Below are 16,736 nucleotides of genomic sequence, written 5' to 3' on the forward strand. Positions count from 1 at the left end.
CACCGGCTAGGATGATATCCAGAACAAGAGCTTGGTGAGGTGACCATGTCGCGACAGCAGATTCAGTCGGTCGTTGAGAATTTCGTCGGTAACGTAACGCCTCAGGTCCTCGCCGTGACGGGCCCCTGGGGGGTAGGAAAGACGTTCACGCTCAAGAAGATAATCGAATCCTATACGGGTCCGGGATCACTCAAGCGATATTCATACGCGTCCGTGTTTGGTGCACAGTCCATCGCAGAGGTGCGTACCTTGCTCTTGGCGAGAACAAGGGCATTTCCCTTGGCCGGGGACGCCGATGGGAGCATTCGTGCAAAATTTGAGCGGCATGCGGGGCGGATAAGATTTCGCGAGATCATTGATCAGTTGAAGGAGATGATCCCGTTTGGTGGCAAGCACCTGGTGATAGCGCTGGAGACTATGGCCGGGTCCCTTCTAAGGGACACGCTCGTTGTGCTGGATGACTTTGAGCGCCTCAATGAGAAGGTAAAGATGGAAGACCTAATGGGGCTTGTGTCGGAGCTCAAAGAGCAGGCCGGCTGCAAGATAATTATGGTCTTCAATGAAGACGTTTTGAGCGACGGCGCGAAGGAGAGTTACGCGCGCTATGCCGAGAAAGTTGTCGATCAAAAGTTGAAGTTCGTCATGTCACCGCAAGATGCGCTTGAGCTAGGTTTGCCGGACGATGTGCCATTGCGGAGCTTCGTGACGCAGCCGATCCAACATCTCGGGATCGCAAATATCCGGGTGATTCAGAAGATCGCAAGTGCGTTGCGGATGGTCTATCCCGTCATTGAGCATTGCTCTTCTGCCGTCCAGCAACAGGCAGCGATCTCGGTAGCTGTATTTGCGTGCGCCTTGTATGAAAGAGCTCGCGAGTTTCCGGAGCCGGAGGTGATACTCAAATACAACATGTTCACCTATCGGCGGAAGCTAGGTGAGGCCGGGCAAGAGACGGACAAAGAAGCCTGGGTCGAAAAACTCGAAGCGTGCGGCTTCACAAGTGCGGACGAGTTCGATGCCGCTATCCTCGATGCGATGAGCTGTGGGTACATTCAAGGGACGGCGATCAGTGAGCACGCCGCAGGTCTGGACGAGGGAGTTGATCGCGCAAGGCTCGACGGGATCTTCACGGATGCATGGAATCTGTTTCACAACAGGCTTGACGTGACTGCGGACGAGCTTGCCGATGCGTTTGTCAGCTCGGTAACTGCGGCCGCACGTGTAATTTCACCGGTCAATCTGAACAGTACGGTGAAGGTGCTGCGTGAGCTAGGACTTGACGAGAAGGCGGACGAGATCATTGAGATCTACATCGAGCAACGAAAGGATACTCCAAGAGTCTTTGATATCGACCACCACTCACGACTCGGTGATGTCGATGACCCACGGACGCGCAAGCGATTTCTGGAGGTGTTCAATAGTTCTGACGATGCGCTGACTTTACAGGCGGCGGCCAACATTATCGTCGAAAATGAACGTTGGGACGATCGGGTTGTGCCGGCGTTCGTTCGAGCTGAGTCGGCGCAACTGGTTGAGCTACTCATGGCAAACCAAGGCGAGAATTTGCCGAAACTCATCTCCGGGATTCTTAATTTGCCGGTTGGGATGGAGGATCGCGAGCGAGTCAGGGTGAACGTTGTGGGGGCGCTCACGGTCATTGGACAACAGTCGCCGTTGAACAGACTGAAGGTGAAGCGATGGGGAGTTCACGTGGCGGATGCGTGATTACATGCCACGCGCCACCGGACTCACCAGGGAGCCAAGCGGACCCGGTCGAATATATCGAAGTGTTTTACAACCGCAGATGTCGTATCCGACACTCGGCCTTGTTTCTCTAGAGCAGTATCTTCAGGCCTGAATCAAGGTCCAGAACATGAAGGGTGCTGGTGCCTAACGCCCGCGCTTCTGGAAGGCGAAAAACAGGAGGAATCACATGCATGATGTGCTATGTCTGGGATCGGATAGTAAAATGGCGAGAACCACGACCCGCGTGATATGCAAGGTACTGCGTCCATCACACTGCCAGGCTATGACTCATCGGGCGCCGATTTATGTGACCGGGGAAACGATAAATGCTGGGAAAAAAGCATCAGGTCATCGCCAACTGGCTTGTTGACGATTGGAAGAATGATAACCGTCGAGTCTGTGTTATCGAGGGTTTTTCGGGGGTTGGTAAAACAGAGGTGGCGTCAGAGTTTGAGCGACGAGCGCCGATCGATGCTCGCGTTGATGCGCCTGAGTCAGGCGAGATTGACGATCTGATGCTCGACCTAGCGGAGCAACTTGCAGTGCAGGGGCACGAAGAGCTCTCTAACGCTATCAACGACGGTAGCAAGACAACAGAAGCGGCGCTAGAGTCAGTACTTCTCAAGCCAGTACGTATCGTCATCGATGAATTTCAGAGAATGATCGACGTAAGCGCTGGCACCCCCTCGCATCGCATTGCAGCGTTCCTCGAACGCGTGTCGAAACGCTCGGCGCCTGGGCGGCTGCTTCTGCTGAGCCACCACGGCTTAGATAAAACGCGCCGATGGGGGGAGCGGGTCGTCTTCAAGACTTTGGAAGGACTGTCACCCGGCGAAGGTGCACAGCTGTTGGGAGAACTGCTGGCGAACCGCGAGCGCGAATCAGACATTCCAGCCGAACGGCGTCCTGAGATCTCAAGCTGGCTGGGCGGTAATCCGCGCGCGATGCGCGTGCTTGTCGGTTGCCTCGAAGAGGCGGCTCTCGACGACCTTACCGGAGTCGTCCCTGAGGCGTGGGAGGCGCGCGATCAACAGGTTTCCCAGGGCCTGATTTCCAAGCTTGAGCGCGAGCTGCTGGTGCGGGCCCTAGAGAACTTAGATGGTGCGAGCGCGTCGACGCTTGAGCGCGTAGCGGTTTATCGGAAGGCGGTGACAAAGGACGGCGTTGATCGCATGTTGGTCCCCGGACTAGCGTCAGACAAATTTCTCGCAGCCCTGAGTTCCAGATTTCTGCTAGAACAGCGAGCAGGTTGGTATACGCTCAATCCTGTCGTGCGCGAAATTTCGCTACATCGGCTTAAGGGTAATACCCGCGCAACTCAATTGGCGCACCGCTCCGCCGCCGGCTTTTATACACGTCACTTTTCGGCGAAACAGATTGTCAACGCCGGCAAGCTTGGAGGCGCGTTTATAGAAGCTCGTTACCATCTCGTGCAGGCGGACGAAATGGAAGAGCTGACCGACATCGCGCAGCGTTTCGGCGCGCATCTACGCGCACTTTTCGGATGGACGACCCCGATGACGCGCGACGAGGCGCTGCGGGACGAGATCATCGGCGTCCTTTCGGCGTACCTTCATGAGGATGGGCCAAGAGCGATGGAATACCACCTTGCTCGCCTGCTCTTCGTACGCTCCCGTCCGGGCGATCACCAACGCGCTTTGGACCATGTGCGCAAAAGTACCGGCCAACAGTCTCCGGCCGATGCATGGGTGTTGCGCCTGCGGCTTGAGGCTGAAATAGCCGGCATCGACTCGATGCTGCACGCGACGCGACTCGCTTTGGCAACGGTTCCTGCCGACGCCAACCTCGGGACCGTTTATCAGATGGCCGCGGAACAACTTGCTCTCGCAGGCCGTATCCCTGAGGCTATCGACCTGATTGAGCAAGGAATTTCCCGTATCGCGCCCGACAAGGGGCTCTATTCTCTATATATCGCTGAAGCGAACTTACTTGTAGCCGCCGGTGAAATCGACGATGCGATTCTCCTGTTGCGGCAGGGGCTCACAACAATCCCTGCAGATCAGAACCTCTTCGCGATTTACGTCCGTGCCGCGCAGTTGCTGATAATTAGGCATCGGATGGACGATGCGGTCGCCCTTCTCAAGGATGGAATCACGCGAATCTCGCCGAACAAGGGCCTTTACGTCCTGTTTGTAGCGCTAGCAGACATATTTGCCGATGCCGGAAGCCGGGACGAAGCAATCGGAACATTAGATGAGGGCCTCCAAAAAATCTCAACGGGCTCAGAACGGGACATCCTCCAGGCCGCACTATGTCGAATCTCCGACGTTCAGGCACCGACCGACGGCTCCGATCCTAGTGGGTCTGTCGACAAATTAATTTCGATGCCCGAGTCTCTTCCTGAGGACGTTGTTGACAATAGTGCGCCTGAGCGTCGGCTGCTGCGTATCCTCGCCGTCGGGACCGAGTGGGAATCGCGGCATGGCGGTTTATCCACATTCAATCGCGATTTGTGTATTGAGCTTGCCGCTGCTGGGCACCGTGTGGTGTGCGTGGTGCCAGAGGCACAGGCACATGAGCGAACAGATGCCGAGCGCAGTGGCGTCTGTTTGGTGAATCCGCCAGCCACACCGGGCATCAACGACATGCAGAAGCTGCTGCTAGAAATGTCATTGCCGGAGGACTTCCGTCCGGAAGTCGTCATTGGCCACGATCGGAAGACCGGTCCACATGCGAATGTGCTCGCGCAACGGTTCGAGGCGGCGAAGTTCATCTGGTTCCTGCACACTCGCCCCGAGAACATTGAATGGCACAAGGACAATTTTGGTCCAGGCGATACCGCAACGACAGCGGAAAACCGTAGGTTATTGCTGCAAGACCTTGCGGCCAATGCAGCGCTTGTTGTAGGGGTGGGGCCCGCCCTCGCAACGAATGGCCAAACGCTTGTGTATCTCGCGACTCCGCAGCCAGCAGTGCATCGTCTGGATCCGGGATTCCGCGCAGTTCAGCGCCCATCCAGTTTGCCCCCCGAGATCAATTGCCTCGTTCTCGGTCGCGCGGAAGATTTCACACTCAAGGGGCTAGATATCGCTGCATGTGCGCTTAGCGAGGTGACGAAGCGGGGCAAGCTCGACTCACTTCCGCGTCTGATTGTCCGAGGCGCACCTGTCGGCACCGGCCGTGAATTGAGAGAGCGACTCATAGCGCTTAGTGGCAACTTCGACGTTGAAGTGCGGGACTATTCACCGGACGTGGGGCTCCTGCAACGAGATATCCTGATGGCGTCACTCGTACTGATGCCTTCCCGTAGCGAAGGATTTGGCCTGGTCGCGCTTGAGGCGATTGCCGCCGGCACACCGGTGCTCGTGAGCAGCCAGAGTGGGCTAGCATTGTTGTTGCGCGAAAGGCTTGGCAAGGATGCCAACACCGTTATTGTCGAAACTCGGGACGATCTTGCATGGTCGACGCGCGAGTGGGAGCGCAGCATTGAGGCTGTACTTTTCGATAGGCAGGCTGCGTTTGCGCGGGCAAAATCGCTGCGCGAAAAGCTTGCCAATATTCTCGATTGGCGCGACGCCATTCGCCAACTGGAAACTGCATGGGAGCCACTGCTAACGGAATCCTCGCAGGGGCGCTAATGCAAAAGTCATCGGCTCAAACTACTTCTAGTTGCCGGATCCCAGGCACGGTCAGTCCACCGGACTCAGCGAGATCATCTACGACAACGTGTTGACGTGTGTGATTCATGGACATCGTTTCAACTAAAATGAAACGATGGACCGAGAGATCGCCGCGCGATTGCGTTGGGTGCGTATGTATCGCGAGACCGGCAATGCTGGCCTCGTGTGCGCACGTTGCGACATATCTCGGCCGACACTTCGCAAATGGCTACGTCGCTATCAGGAAGCTGGCGAAGCAGGTCTCCAGCCTCCAAGCCGTCGTCCACTGCGCAGCCTAAACCGGAAGGTTTCAGAGGCTGATCGGACGACGGTTCTCCGATTGCGTGCTGAGCGCAAAGGTGCACGGCGGATCCAGAATGAACTGCGACTGCACGAGCAACGAGAGCTATCCCTCGCTACCATTCACAAGATCTTGAGTGAGGCGGGCTTAAAACCGTTGATTCGATCCAGGCGACCGACGCAGACGAAACGCTATAGCTGGCCGGTGCCAGGAGACCGCGTCCAGATGGACACGATGATAATCGCTCGAGGTGCGTACCAGTACACGGCAATCGACGACTGTTCGCGATTCCGGGTACTGGCGATCTACCCATGCAGAAATGCCCGAAATACGCTGCTTTTTCTTGATCGTGTCATTGAGGAGATGCCGTTCCCGATCCAGAGTATCCCGACCGAGGCAGTGAGTTCTTCGCCGAGTCGGTGCAGCAGCGTTTGATGAGCGGCGCCCGCACGGCTCACTTGGTGGTAAGACGCTCATCGAGCGTATCGGGGAGTTAAGCGGAATCACGCCTCTCGCGGCGGAGGTGGAAGGTGCCTACGACGAGACGAAAGAACGAATTCGGCACCGTGAATGGCGCGTCGACAAGACCCTCGCCGAAGATCATCGACGCGTGGTGGAACTCGCGTCTCCTCACGGAGCCGCGAGCTCCACCACGGATCGAAAAAAGCGCACTAAGAAGTGAAACGATGTCCGTGAATCGCACAGTTGACGTGCTGCGAATAAGTATTCGCCATCGTGATACGGTCGATCAGTTGCTGGCCGGTCAGGTCCACCGACGTGCCCAGCACGTTCCCGACGTACCGGATCTGGCCGGTGGAATCGACGGGTTCGCCGAATGGATCGTGGTCGCGATGATCCCGACCGGAGTAGGCGAATCGATCGTCCGCCACTGTTCGTGGGGGCGCTACCGACAGTTTGGTGGATTCGGCGACGGACCTGCGCACCGAGATGTGCTGCCGCCTGTCGCTGCTGAACATGTCGGTTTTCCTTGGCTGCAGTTCAGGCAGGCTCAGCGCCCAAGTCGTTCCCGGCCGCAGAACGGACCTTCGATCGTCCATTCACAAATGGGAGCCAATGACTGATTGTGGTTGCGGATTCAACCCGTCGATGCAACGAATTGAGTCAGACGAACTGACGCTGCCTGTTTGATCTAGTCCTGCTTTGTACAACTTAGTGGGCTAATAACGTCTCGCCCTTGCAATCTTCGATCGGTAGACGTCGTTTGGGTGCTATATCGACGTTGACTTCGAGCACCAGCGCCGAGAGGAAGTGATTCAGCACATCTACGAAAAATACGGCAAGGACCGCGCCGCACTCGCGGCCGCCGTATCGACGTATCGTCCGCGCGGCGTGCTGCGCGAAACCGGCAAGGCGCTCGGCGTCGATCCGATGCTGATCGATCGCGTCGCGAAGGGGCATCGCTGGTTCGACGGCAGCCGTGACCTGCTGCAGCAATTCGCGACGACCGGGCTCGATCCGGCGACGCCGATGATTCGCGCATGGGCCGAATTGTCGGGGCGATTGCTCAACTTTCCGCGCCACCTGTCGCAGCACTCGGGCGGCTTCGTGATCAGCCGCGGCAAGCTCACGCGGCTCGTGCCCGTCGAGAACGCTGCAATGGACGGGCGTCGCGTGATCCAGTGGGATAAAGACGATCTCGAATCGCTCAAGCTGATGAAGGTCGATGTGCTCGCGCTCGGCATGCTGTCGGCGCTGCATCGCGCGTTCGACATGCGCACCGCATGGCGCGGGCCGCCGGAACCGGACGGCGAGCCATTCACGCTGAAACACATTCCGCAGGATGACGAAGCAACCTACGACATGATCTGCCGCGCCGACACGGTCGGCGTGTTCCAGATCGAATCGCGCGCGCAGATGTCGATGTTGCCGCGCCTGCGACCGCGCAACTACTACGATCTCGTGATCCAGGTATCGATCGTTCGGCCGGGGCCGATCCAGGGCGGCGCGGTGCATCCGTACCTGAAGCGGCGCAGGATCATCGCTGGCGAGGAAGAGGGCAAGGTGACGTATCCGAGCGAGGCACTCGAGGAGGTGCTCGTGCGTACGCTTGGCGTGCCGATCTTCCAGGAGCAGGTCATGCAGATCGCGATCGTCGCCGCGGGTTTCACACCCGGCGAAGCGGATGAATTGCGTCGCGCGATGGCTGCATGGAAACGCAAGGGCAACCTCGAGAAGTATCACGACAAGATCGTTCACGGCATGCTCGAACGCGGCTACACATGCGAATTCGCCGAGCAGATCTTCGAGCAGATCAAGGGCTTCGGCGAATACGGTTTCCCCGAAAGCCACGCGGCGAGCTTCGCGAAACTGGCCTACGCCAGCAGCTGGCTCAAATGCCACGAACCGGCAATCTTCCTCGCCGCATTGCTGAACAGCCAGCCGATGGGTTTCTACCCGCCGTCGCAACTCGTGCAGGACGCGAAGCGCCACGGTGTGCAGGTCATGCCGATCGATGTGACGCAAAGCAACTGGGAAGCATCGCTCGAAGCGCTGCCCGGCCGCCCGCCGCCGCACGGCCAGCCTGCCGTGCGGCTCGGCCTGTCGCTGGTGCGCGGCCTCGGCGAAGCCGCCGCGCGCCGCATCGAAGCCGCACGCGCGGCGGGCCCCTTCGAGAACGTCGACACCCTCGCGCGTCGCGCGCAGCTCGAACGCCGCGACCTCGAAGCGCTCGCCGCCGCGAACGCGCTCGCGACGCTCGCCGGCCATCGCCGCGATGCACTGTGGCAGGCCGTCGCCGCGGCGCCGGAGCGCGACCTGCTCGCCGCCGCGCCGATCGACGAAGCGGAGAAGCCCGCGCTCGGCGCGCCGTCGGAGGCCGACGACATCCTTGCCGACTATCACACCACCGGCCTTACGCTGAACCGCCATCCGGTCGCGCTGCTGCGGCCCGCGCTGCGCGCGCAGAGGCTGTCGTCCGCGGCCGAACTGCGCGACCGCCCCGACGGCCGGCTCGCACGCGCGTGCGGGCTGGTGACCGCGCGGCAGATGCCGGGCACCGCGAAAGGCGTGATGTTCATGACGCTCGAGGACGAAACGGGTTGCGTGAACGTGATCGTCCGGCCCGAACTGCTCGCGCGGCAGCGCCGCGAAACACTCGATTCGCGGCTGCTCGCGGCATCCGGCGTGTGGCAGGTCGTGAGCGACGTGAGGCACCTCGTCGCGCAGCATTTCGAGGATCTGACGCCGCTGCTCGGCGGCCTGCGCACGTCGAGCCGCGAATTCCACTGACTCCCCCGACGCGTGCCGCCGGCCCGCGCGGCGCTTCGCCTCACGATGCATACCAGTCGGCTCAACTGGTTCTATTCCGGTCTCATACTTGCCCCCGAAACCTGGCTGAAACGTGCATTGGAACTGTCCCCTTGCATACCACTCCGGGTAAATCCCTATCTCGTACTGCGTTGTAAACAAAGGCTTTAACGGCACTAAAACGCTTGCGCAGCAAGGCTCCCGGCGATTTCGGCACATCTAATACCAGTTCGTTGACTGGTATTATGGTGGTTATATAATGCGTTCACTTTCGACGGCCCGAGGTCGTCGTCCGACACCCGGAGGCACATGGAAACCGGCTGGTCCGAACTGGCGCCCGATCCCCTCAGCGACACGCCGCTCTATCTGCAGCTCGCCCGCAACCTGGCGAGCGCGATACACGGCGGCGCGTGGCGGGCCGGCGAGGCGCTGCCGTCGGAGCGGCTGCTGTCGGTGTCGGTCGGCGTATCGCGGATCACGGCTCGCCGCGCACTCGTGCTGCTGGTCGAGCAGGGGCTGATCACGCGGGCGCGCGGTGCGGGCAGCTTCATCACGCCGCGCGTCGCCGACCCGCTGTCGCGTCTTGTCGGCTTCACCGCGAAGATGCAGCAGCGCGGCTTCATGCCCGATTCGGTGTGGCTGTCGCGCAAGTTGCGTACCGCGAGCCGTGACGAGATCGTGCATCTCGGCCTCGCGCCGGGCGCGACGGTTGCTCGGCTCGAACGGCTGCGCCGCGCGGACGGCATCGTGATGGCCGTCGAGCATTCGACGCTGCCGGCCGCGGTGGTGCCCGATCCGCAGGCGCTCGGTGCGTCGCTGTACGAATACCTGGAAGCGCGCGGCATGGTCGTCGTGCGCGCACTGCAGCACTTTCGTGCGGTGAACGCGACGCGCGAGATCGCGAAATGGATGGCGGTGAAGCCGGGCGCGGCGCTCCTCGTGATCACGCGCATCGGCTACGGTGCCGACCAGCGCGCGATCGAAGTGACCGAATCGTATTGCCGCGACGACTATTACGACTTCGTCGCCGAACTGAAACGCTGACGCGCGAGACTGCCCGCGCGCGACATGCGCGAAGCAACGACACGGATTTGCAAATCACGACGCGGATGCCCGCGTCACCAGATCATCAAGAGAACGTCATGCTGACTGGAAACATCCTCACCCCCGACGGCTGGATTCACGGTTCGCTCGATAGCGAGAACGGCCGCATCACCACGCTCGACGGCACGCCTGCCGATCCCGCGCAGAACGACTCGCCGTACATCCTGCCCGGCTTCATCGACCTGCACGTGCATGGCGGCGGCGGCGCCGACGTGATGGAAGGCGGCGACGCGATCGAGACGATCGCCCGCACGCACGCGCAATTCGGCACGACGAGCCTGCTCGCGACGACGATGACCGCGCCGCGCGACGAACTGATGAAGGTCGTCGGCAACCTCGGCAGCGTCGCGCGCACCCGCACGCCGGGCGGCGCGCGCGTGCTCGGCGTGCACCTCGAAGGACCGTACATCAACCCCGGCAAGCTCGGCGCGCAGCCCGACGCGGCCGTGTCGGCCGTGCTCGACGAAGTGCTGAAGTACCTGTCGATCGCGCCGATCCGCGTCGTCACGCTCGCACCGGAAATCGCCGGCCACATCGAGATCATCGGCGAGATGGCCGCGCGCGGCGTGCGCGTGCAGCTCGGCCACTCGCTCGCGACCTACGACGATGCCGTTGCCGCGCTCAAGCACGGCGCATGCGGCTTCACGCACCTGTTCAACGCGATGTCGCCGCTGCATCACCGCAACCCGGGCCTGGTGGGCGCGGCGCTTGCGCATGCCGAATACGCGGAAATCATTCCCGACCTGCTGCACGTGCACCCGGGCGCGATTCGTGCTGCGCTGCGCGCGATCCCGCGCCTGTACGTCGTGACCGACAGCACGTCCGCAACCGGCATGCCCGACGGCGAATACCGGCTCGGCAGCCAGCACGTGACGAAGTGCCTCGGCGGCGTGCGGCTGGCCGACGGCACGCTCGCCGGCAGCACGCTGACGATGGACCAGGCGCTGCGCAACCTCGTGTCGCTCGGCCTGCCGATCGCCGACGTGTCGAACCGGATGTCGCGCTATGCGGCCGACTACCTCGGCATCGCCGACCGCGGCCGCCTCGAGCGCGGCGCATGGGCCGACCTCGCGGTGTTCGATCGCGACCTGAACCTCACCGCGACCTATGTCGAAGGAGAATCGATTGTCGAATATGCTTAAGGAAGCGCGCGAGTCCGCCCAGGTCGTCGCCGCGCAAATCGCCGACACCACGCGCGTCGAAGCGCTCGCAGGCCAATTGCTCGATCACCCTCCGGCCGTCGCGCTGACGGTCGCGCGCGGCAGCTCGGATCACGCCGCGAGCTATTTCGCGAGCCTGACGATGAGCCGCCTCGGCGTGCCGGTCGCGTCGCTGCCGATGTCGGTCGCGACGCTGCAGCAGGCGCCGCTGAAGGTGCAGGATCAACTCGCGATCGCATTCTCCCAGTCGGGCAAGAGCCCCGACCTCGTCAACACGATGGCCGCGCTGCGCGAAGCCGGCGCGCGCACCGTCGCCGCCGTCAACGTGCTGCCGTCGCCGCTCGCCGATGCGTGCGAGCACCAGTTGCCGCTGCTCGCCGGCCCCGAATTGTCGGTTGCCGCGACGAAGAGCTATATCGCGATGCTGTCGCTGTCCGCGCAGATCGTCGCTTACTGGCAGCGCGACGCCGCGCTGATGTCCGCGCTGCGCGGCTTGCCCGACGTGCTCGCGCAGGCCGGCCGGCTCGACTGGTCGCAGGCCGTTGCCGCACTCGCGGGCGTCGAGCGGATGATCGTGATCGGCCGTGGCCTCGGTCTCGCGATCGCGCAGGAAGCCGCGCTGAAGCTGAAGGAAACGTCCGGCATCCAGGCCGAGGCGTTCTCGAGTGCCGAAGTTCGTCATGGCCCGATGGAACTGATCGATCGCGACTATCCGCTGCTCGTGTTCGCGCCGCCGGGGCCCGAACAGGCCGGCCTGCTGCAACTCGCGGAAGACATGCGCGCGCGCGGCGCCGCCGTGCTGCTCGCGGCGCCCGCCGGCACGCCCGGCCTGTCGGGCACGGTGCTGCCGCTCGCGCAGTCCGCCCATCCGGCGCTCGACCCGATCGCCGCCATTCTTTCGTTCTACGTGATGGCGGCGGATCTCGCCGTCGCGCGCGGCCGCAATCCCGACACGCCGCGCCACCTGAACAAAGTCACCGAAACGCACTGATAGCCGAGACAGCCGATGAGACGCGCCGAGGAGTCCCAGTTGAACAGCCCCACCCACGATCAGATCGTCCTGCTTGCCCCGCTGACGGGGCCGATCGTTCCGCTGGCCGACGTGCCCGATCCGGTGTTCTCCGGCGGGATGTTCGGCGACGGCATCGGCATCGACCCGCTCGCGGGCAAGCTCGTCGCGCCGTGCGCGGGCATCGTGTCGCATCTCGCGCGCACGGGCCACGCGGTGACGATCACGACGCCGCAAGGCGCGGAAGTGCTGCTCCACATCGGCATCGACACCGTCGAGCTGAACGGGCAGGGCTTTACCGCGCACGTCGAGGCCGGCGCGCGCGTCGAAGCGGGCGATCTGCTGATCGAGTTCGACCAGGACGCGGTCGCGCGCAGCGCGCATTCGCTCGTGTCGGTGATCGCGATCGCGAACTCCGACGCGTTCGAGGTCGTCGACCGCGCGAGCGGTTTCGCGACGGCCGGCGAGACGCCGCTGCTCGCGCTGCGCGGCAAGGGCGAAGCGGCCGCGCAGGCGGCTCAGGCCGGCGCGGCGGCGCACAACGAAGTGCGCCGCGAAATCGTGCTGGCGCAACCGGGCGGCCTGCATGCGCGGCCGGCCGCGCGTGCGCGTGAGGCCGTGCGCGGGCTCGACGCGACCGTCGACGTGCTGTTCGACGGCCGCAAGGCGTCGATCGCGAGCGTCGTCGGCCTGCTCGGCCTCGGCGCCGGCGAAGGCGCGACGGTCGAACTGGTCGGCCGCGGCGCGCACGCACAGCAGGCCGTCGATGCGGTCGAGCACGAACTGCTGCGCGAGGCGCACGGCGAGGTCGAGGAAAAGCCGGCACGGCTGAGGTCGCCCGCGCCGCAGACGGTCGCGCGCAACGTCGGCGCACCGATCGACCCGAACACGCTCGTGGGCGTATGCGCGGCGCCAGGCATCGCGGTCGGCACGCTGGTGCGTCTCGACGATGCGGAAATCGTGCCGCCCGAGCAGGCAGCCGGCACGCCGGCCACGGAAAGCCGCCAGCTCGACCAGGCGCTGAAGGCCGTCGACGGCGAACTCGACGAAACGGTGCGCAGCGCATCGGCGCGCGGCGCGGTTGGCGAAGCGGGCATCTTCGCGGTGCATCGCGTGCTGCTCGAGGATCCGACGCTGATCGACGCGGCACGCGACCTGATCAGCCTCGGCAAGAGCGCGGGCTTCGCATGGCGCGCGACGATCCGCACGCAGATCGACACGCTGTCGAAGCTCGACGACGCGCTGCTCGCCGAACGCGCGGCCGACCTGCGCGACATCGAGAAGCGCGTGCTGCGCGCGCTCGGCCACACGAACGGCGCGGCGCGTGCGCTGCCCGACGAGGCCGTGCTCGCGGCCGAGGAATTCACGCCGTCGGACCTGTCGTCGCTCGATCGCCAGCGCGTGACCGCGCTCGTGATGGCGCGCGGCGGCGCGACGTCGCACGCGGCGATCATCGCTCGGCAGCTCGGCATTCCGGCGCTGGTGGCGGTCGGCGAAGCGCTGTATGCGATTCCGGACGGCACGCAGGTTGTCGTCGATGCGAGCGCGGGCCGTATCGAACACGCGCCGACCGCACTCGACGTCGAACGCGCGCGGCACGAGCGCCAGCGCCTGGACGGCGTGCGCGAGGCGAACCGGCAACTGGCAGGCGTTGCCGCTGCGACGGCCGACGGCCGCGCGATCGAGGTCGCCGCGAACATCGCGACGCTCGACGACGCGAACACCGCGGTCGACAACGGCGCGGACGCGGTCGGCCTGCTGCGCACCGAGCTGATGTTCATCCATCGCCAGGCCGCGCCGACGGTCGTCGAACACCAGCAGAGCTACCAGTCGATCGTCGACGCGCTGCAGGGCCGCACGGCGATCATCCGCACGCTCGACGTCGGCGCCGACAAGGAAGTCGACTACCTGACGCTGCCGCCCGAACCGAACCCGGCGCTCGGCCTGCGCGGCATCCGCCTCGCGCAGGTGCGCCCCGATCTGCTCGACGATCAATTGCAGGGCCTGCTCGCGGTGAAGCCGTTCGGCGCGGTGCGCATCCTGCTGCCGATGGTCACCGACGCGGGTGAGATCGTGCGGCTCAGAAAGCGCATCGACGAGTTCGCGCGTGCGCAGGGCCGCACCGAGCCGATCGAGGTCGGCGTGATGATCGAGGTGCCGTCGGCCGCGCTGCTGGCCGACCAGCTCGCGCAACACGCGGATTTCCTGTCGATCGGCACCAACGACCTGACGCAGTACACGCTCGCGATGGACCGCTGCCAGGCCGACCTGGCAGCGCAGTCCGACGGCCTGCATCCGGCCGTGCTGCGCCTGATCGACATCGCGGTGCGCGGCGCCGCGAAGCACGGCAAGTGGGTCGGCGTGTGCGGCGCGCTCGGCGGCGATCCGCTCGCGGTGCCGATTCTGGTCGGCCTCGGCGTGACCGAGCTGTCGGTCGACCCGGTAGCGGTGCCGGGCATCAAGGCGCGTGTGCGCCGTCTCGATTACCAGTTGTGCCGTCAGCGCGCGCAGGATCTGCTCGCGCTCGATTCGGCACAGGCGGTAAGGGCAGCAAGCCGCGAGGTCTGGCCGCTCGACTGAACGTCGAAGGCAGGCTCGCGACCCGTTTCACTACGAAAGCAATTAGGTCAACGACGCTTAACGACGAGACAAGGATTGGAGGACTGAATGAACGGGAATCCGTTTCTGAAAATACAGGGCCTGGGCCGGGCGCTGATGCTGCCGATCGCGGTATTGCCGGTTGCCGGCATTCTGCTGCGACTCGGCCAGCCCGACGTGTTCAACATCAAGATGATCGCCGACGCCGGCGGTGCGATCTTCGACAACCTGCCGCTGCTGTTCGCGATCGGCGTGGCGGTCGGCTTCGCGAAGGACAACAACGGCGTTGCCGCGCTCGCCGGCGCGATCGGCTACCTGATCGAAACCGCGATCATGAAGGACATCGATCCCAAGCTGAACATGGGCGTGCTGTCCGGGATCATCGCGGGTGTGGTCGCGGGCTTGCTGTACAACCGCTACAAGGACATCAAGCTGCCGGACTACCTCGCGTTCTTCGGCGGCAAGCGGTTCGTGCCGATCATCACGGGGCTGGCCTGCGTGGTACTCGGCATCGTGTTCGGGTACGTGTGGCAGCCGGTCCAGCATGCGATCGACGCGGCCGGCCAGTGGCTGACGACGGCGGGCGCGATCGGTGCGTTCGTGTTCGGCTTCCTGAACCGCCTGCTGCTCGTCACGGGGCTGCACCACATCATCAACTCGCTCGCGTGGTTCGTGTTCGGCAACTTCACGCCGCCCGCCGGCGGCGAGATCGTGCACGGCGACCTGCATCGCTTCTTCGCGGGCGACCTGACCGCGGGCACCTTCATGGCCGGCTTCTTCCCGATCATGATGTTCGGCCTGCCGGCAGCGTGTCTGGCCATGCTGCACGAAGCGCCGAAGGAGCGCCGCGCGATGGTCGGCGGCCTGCTGTTCTCGATGGCGCTGACGTCGTTCCTGACCGGCGTGACCGAGCCGATCGAGTTCAGCTTCATGTTCCTCGCGCCGGTGCTGTACGTGATCCACGCGGTGCTGACGGGGCTGTCGCTCGCGATCTGCCAGATCCTCGGCGTGAAGCTCGGCTTCACGTTCTCGGCCGGTGCGATCGACTACGTGCTGAACTACGGGCTGTCGACGAAGGGCTGGATCGCGATTCCGCTCGGCATTGCGTACGGCGCCGCGTACTACGGGCTGTTCCGCTTCTTCATCCGCAAGTTCAACATGGCGACACCGGGCCGCGAGCCGGCATCGGCCGATGCGGCGGTCGAGTCGTACGCATCGGGCGGCTTCGTCGCGCCGGCTGCGGGCGCCGCCGCGGCTGCACCGCGTGCGCAGCGCTACATCGCCGCGCTCGGCGGGGCGGGCAACCTGACGGTCGTCGACGCATGCACGACGCGCCTGCGCCTGAGCGTCGTCGATCCGGAAAAGGTATCGGAGCCTGAACTGAAGTCGATCGGCGCGCGTGGCGTGCTCAAGCGCGGCGGCAACAGCGTGCAGGTGATCATCGGGCCCGAGGCCGACATCATTGCCGACGAGATGCGTGCAGCGATCGGCAGCGGCGCGACCGGCGCGGCGTCGACGGCGACGGCCGCCGCGGCGCAGCCCGTCACCGGCGCGGCCGCCGGCCCGCTCGATCCGGAGCCGGCGCGCTGGCTCGCGGTGTTCGGCGGGGCGACCAATGTCGCGTCGCTCGACGCGGTCGCGACCACGCGCCTGCGCGTCGTCGTGCGCGATCCGTCGGCGGTCGATCGCGATCGTCTCGGCGCGCTCGATGTCGCATGGGTGTCGCTCGACACGTTCCATATCGTCTGCGGCAACGCGGCGGCCCGCTATGCCGAACAGCTCGGCGCACGCCTGCCGCCGTCGGGCGGCGGGGCGGCTGCGCAACCGGCATGACGCAATAAGGCCGGCCGAATCCGCGCTGCGGATTCGGGCCGGCCGGCAGAAACGAAAACGGCTTGCGATGCGTCGCAAGCCGTTTTTGTTTGGTGGGG

General features: G+C 63.8%; 8 protein-coding genes and 2 pseudogenes. 9 read left to right on the forward strand and 1 reads right to left on the reverse strand.

The genetic code is table 11. The features are described from left to right. The first annotated feature begins 45 nt into the window (after positions 1 to 45). The 3 genes and pseudogenes from OEJ37_RS04400 to OEJ37_RS04410 all read left to right on the forward strand — a co-directional run bounded on the left by OEJ37_RS04400 (position 46) and on the right by OEJ37_RS04410 (position 6,349). Positions 46 to 1,725, forward strand: coding sequence for an ATP-binding protein (locus OEJ37_RS04400; RefSeq protein ID WP_263343301.1), 1,680 nt, complete (start codon positions 46 to 48; stop codon positions 1,723 to 1,725). 347 nt (positions 1,726 to 2,072) lie between these two features. After that, positions 2,073 to 5,345: a glycosyltransferase gene (locus tag OEJ37_RS04405; protein ID WP_263343302.1), complete on the forward strand. Its 3,273-nt coding sequence runs from the start codon at positions 2,073 to 2,075 to the stop codon at positions 5,343 to 5,345. Positions 5,346 to 5,481: 136 nt separating this feature from the next. Next, positions 5,482 to 6,349: pseudogene (locus tag OEJ37_RS04410) on the forward strand (helix-turn-helix domain-containing protein). On the opposite strand, the gene OEJ37_RS04415 reads toward OEJ37_RS04410, so the two are convergent. Beyond that, positions 6,339 to 6,644, reverse strand: coding sequence for a hypothetical protein (locus tag OEJ37_RS04415; RefSeq protein WP_263343303.1), 306 nt, complete (start codon positions 6,642 to 6,644; stop codon positions 6,339 to 6,341). The pseudogene OEJ37_RS04410 and the gene OEJ37_RS04415 overlap by 11 nt on opposite strands. Positions 6,645 to 6,900: 256 nt before the next feature. On the opposite strand from OEJ37_RS04415, the pseudogene OEJ37_RS04420 reads away from it, so the two are divergent. The 6 genes and pseudogenes from OEJ37_RS04420 to nagE form a co-directional block, all read left to right on the forward strand. Continuing rightward, positions 6,901 to 8,916 (forward strand): annotated as a pseudogene (locus tag OEJ37_RS04420) (error-prone DNA polymerase); the annotation flags it as partial. Between the two features lie 327 nt (positions 8,917 to 9,243). Beyond that, positions 9,244 to 9,978: a GntR family transcriptional regulator gene (locus OEJ37_RS04425; RefSeq protein WP_174421390.1), complete on the forward strand. Its 735-nt coding sequence runs from the start codon at positions 9,244 to 9,246 to the stop codon at positions 9,976 to 9,978. Between the two features lie 98 nt (positions 9,979 to 10,076). After that, positions 10,077 to 11,180, forward strand: a complete 1,104-nt coding sequence (gene nagA / locus OEJ37_RS04430) for an N-acetylglucosamine-6-phosphate deacetylase (protein ID WP_174421391.1) — start codon at positions 10,077 to 10,079, stop codon at positions 11,178 to 11,180. Then, positions 11,173 to 12,189, forward strand: coding sequence for an SIS domain-containing protein (locus OEJ37_RS04435; protein WP_174421395.1), 1,017 nt, complete (start codon positions 11,173 to 11,175; stop codon positions 12,187 to 12,189). Before nagA ends, OEJ37_RS04435 begins: the two co-directional genes overlap by 8 nt. Positions 12,190 to 12,204: 15 nt before the next feature. Further along, positions 12,205 to 14,787 (forward strand): phosphoenolpyruvate--protein phosphotransferase, encoded by a 2,583-nt coding sequence (gene ptsP, locus OEJ37_RS04440; protein WP_263343304.1) that lies wholly within the window; start codon positions 12,205 to 12,207, stop codon positions 14,785 to 14,787. Positions 14,788 to 14,874: 87 nt separating this feature from the next. Then, positions 14,875 to 16,638 (forward strand): N-acetylglucosamine-specific PTS transporter subunit IIBC, encoded by a 1,764-nt coding sequence (gene nagE / locus OEJ37_RS04445; protein ID WP_174421393.1) that lies wholly within the window; start codon positions 14,875 to 14,877, stop codon positions 16,636 to 16,638. Positions 16,639 to 16,736 lie beyond the last annotated feature (98 nt).

Origin of the sequence: Burkholderia sp. BKH01, assembly GCF_025685725.1 — a bacterium.
Lineage (GTDB): Bacteria > Pseudomonadota > Gammaproteobacteria > Burkholderiales > Burkholderiaceae > Burkholderia > Burkholderia pyrrocinia_C.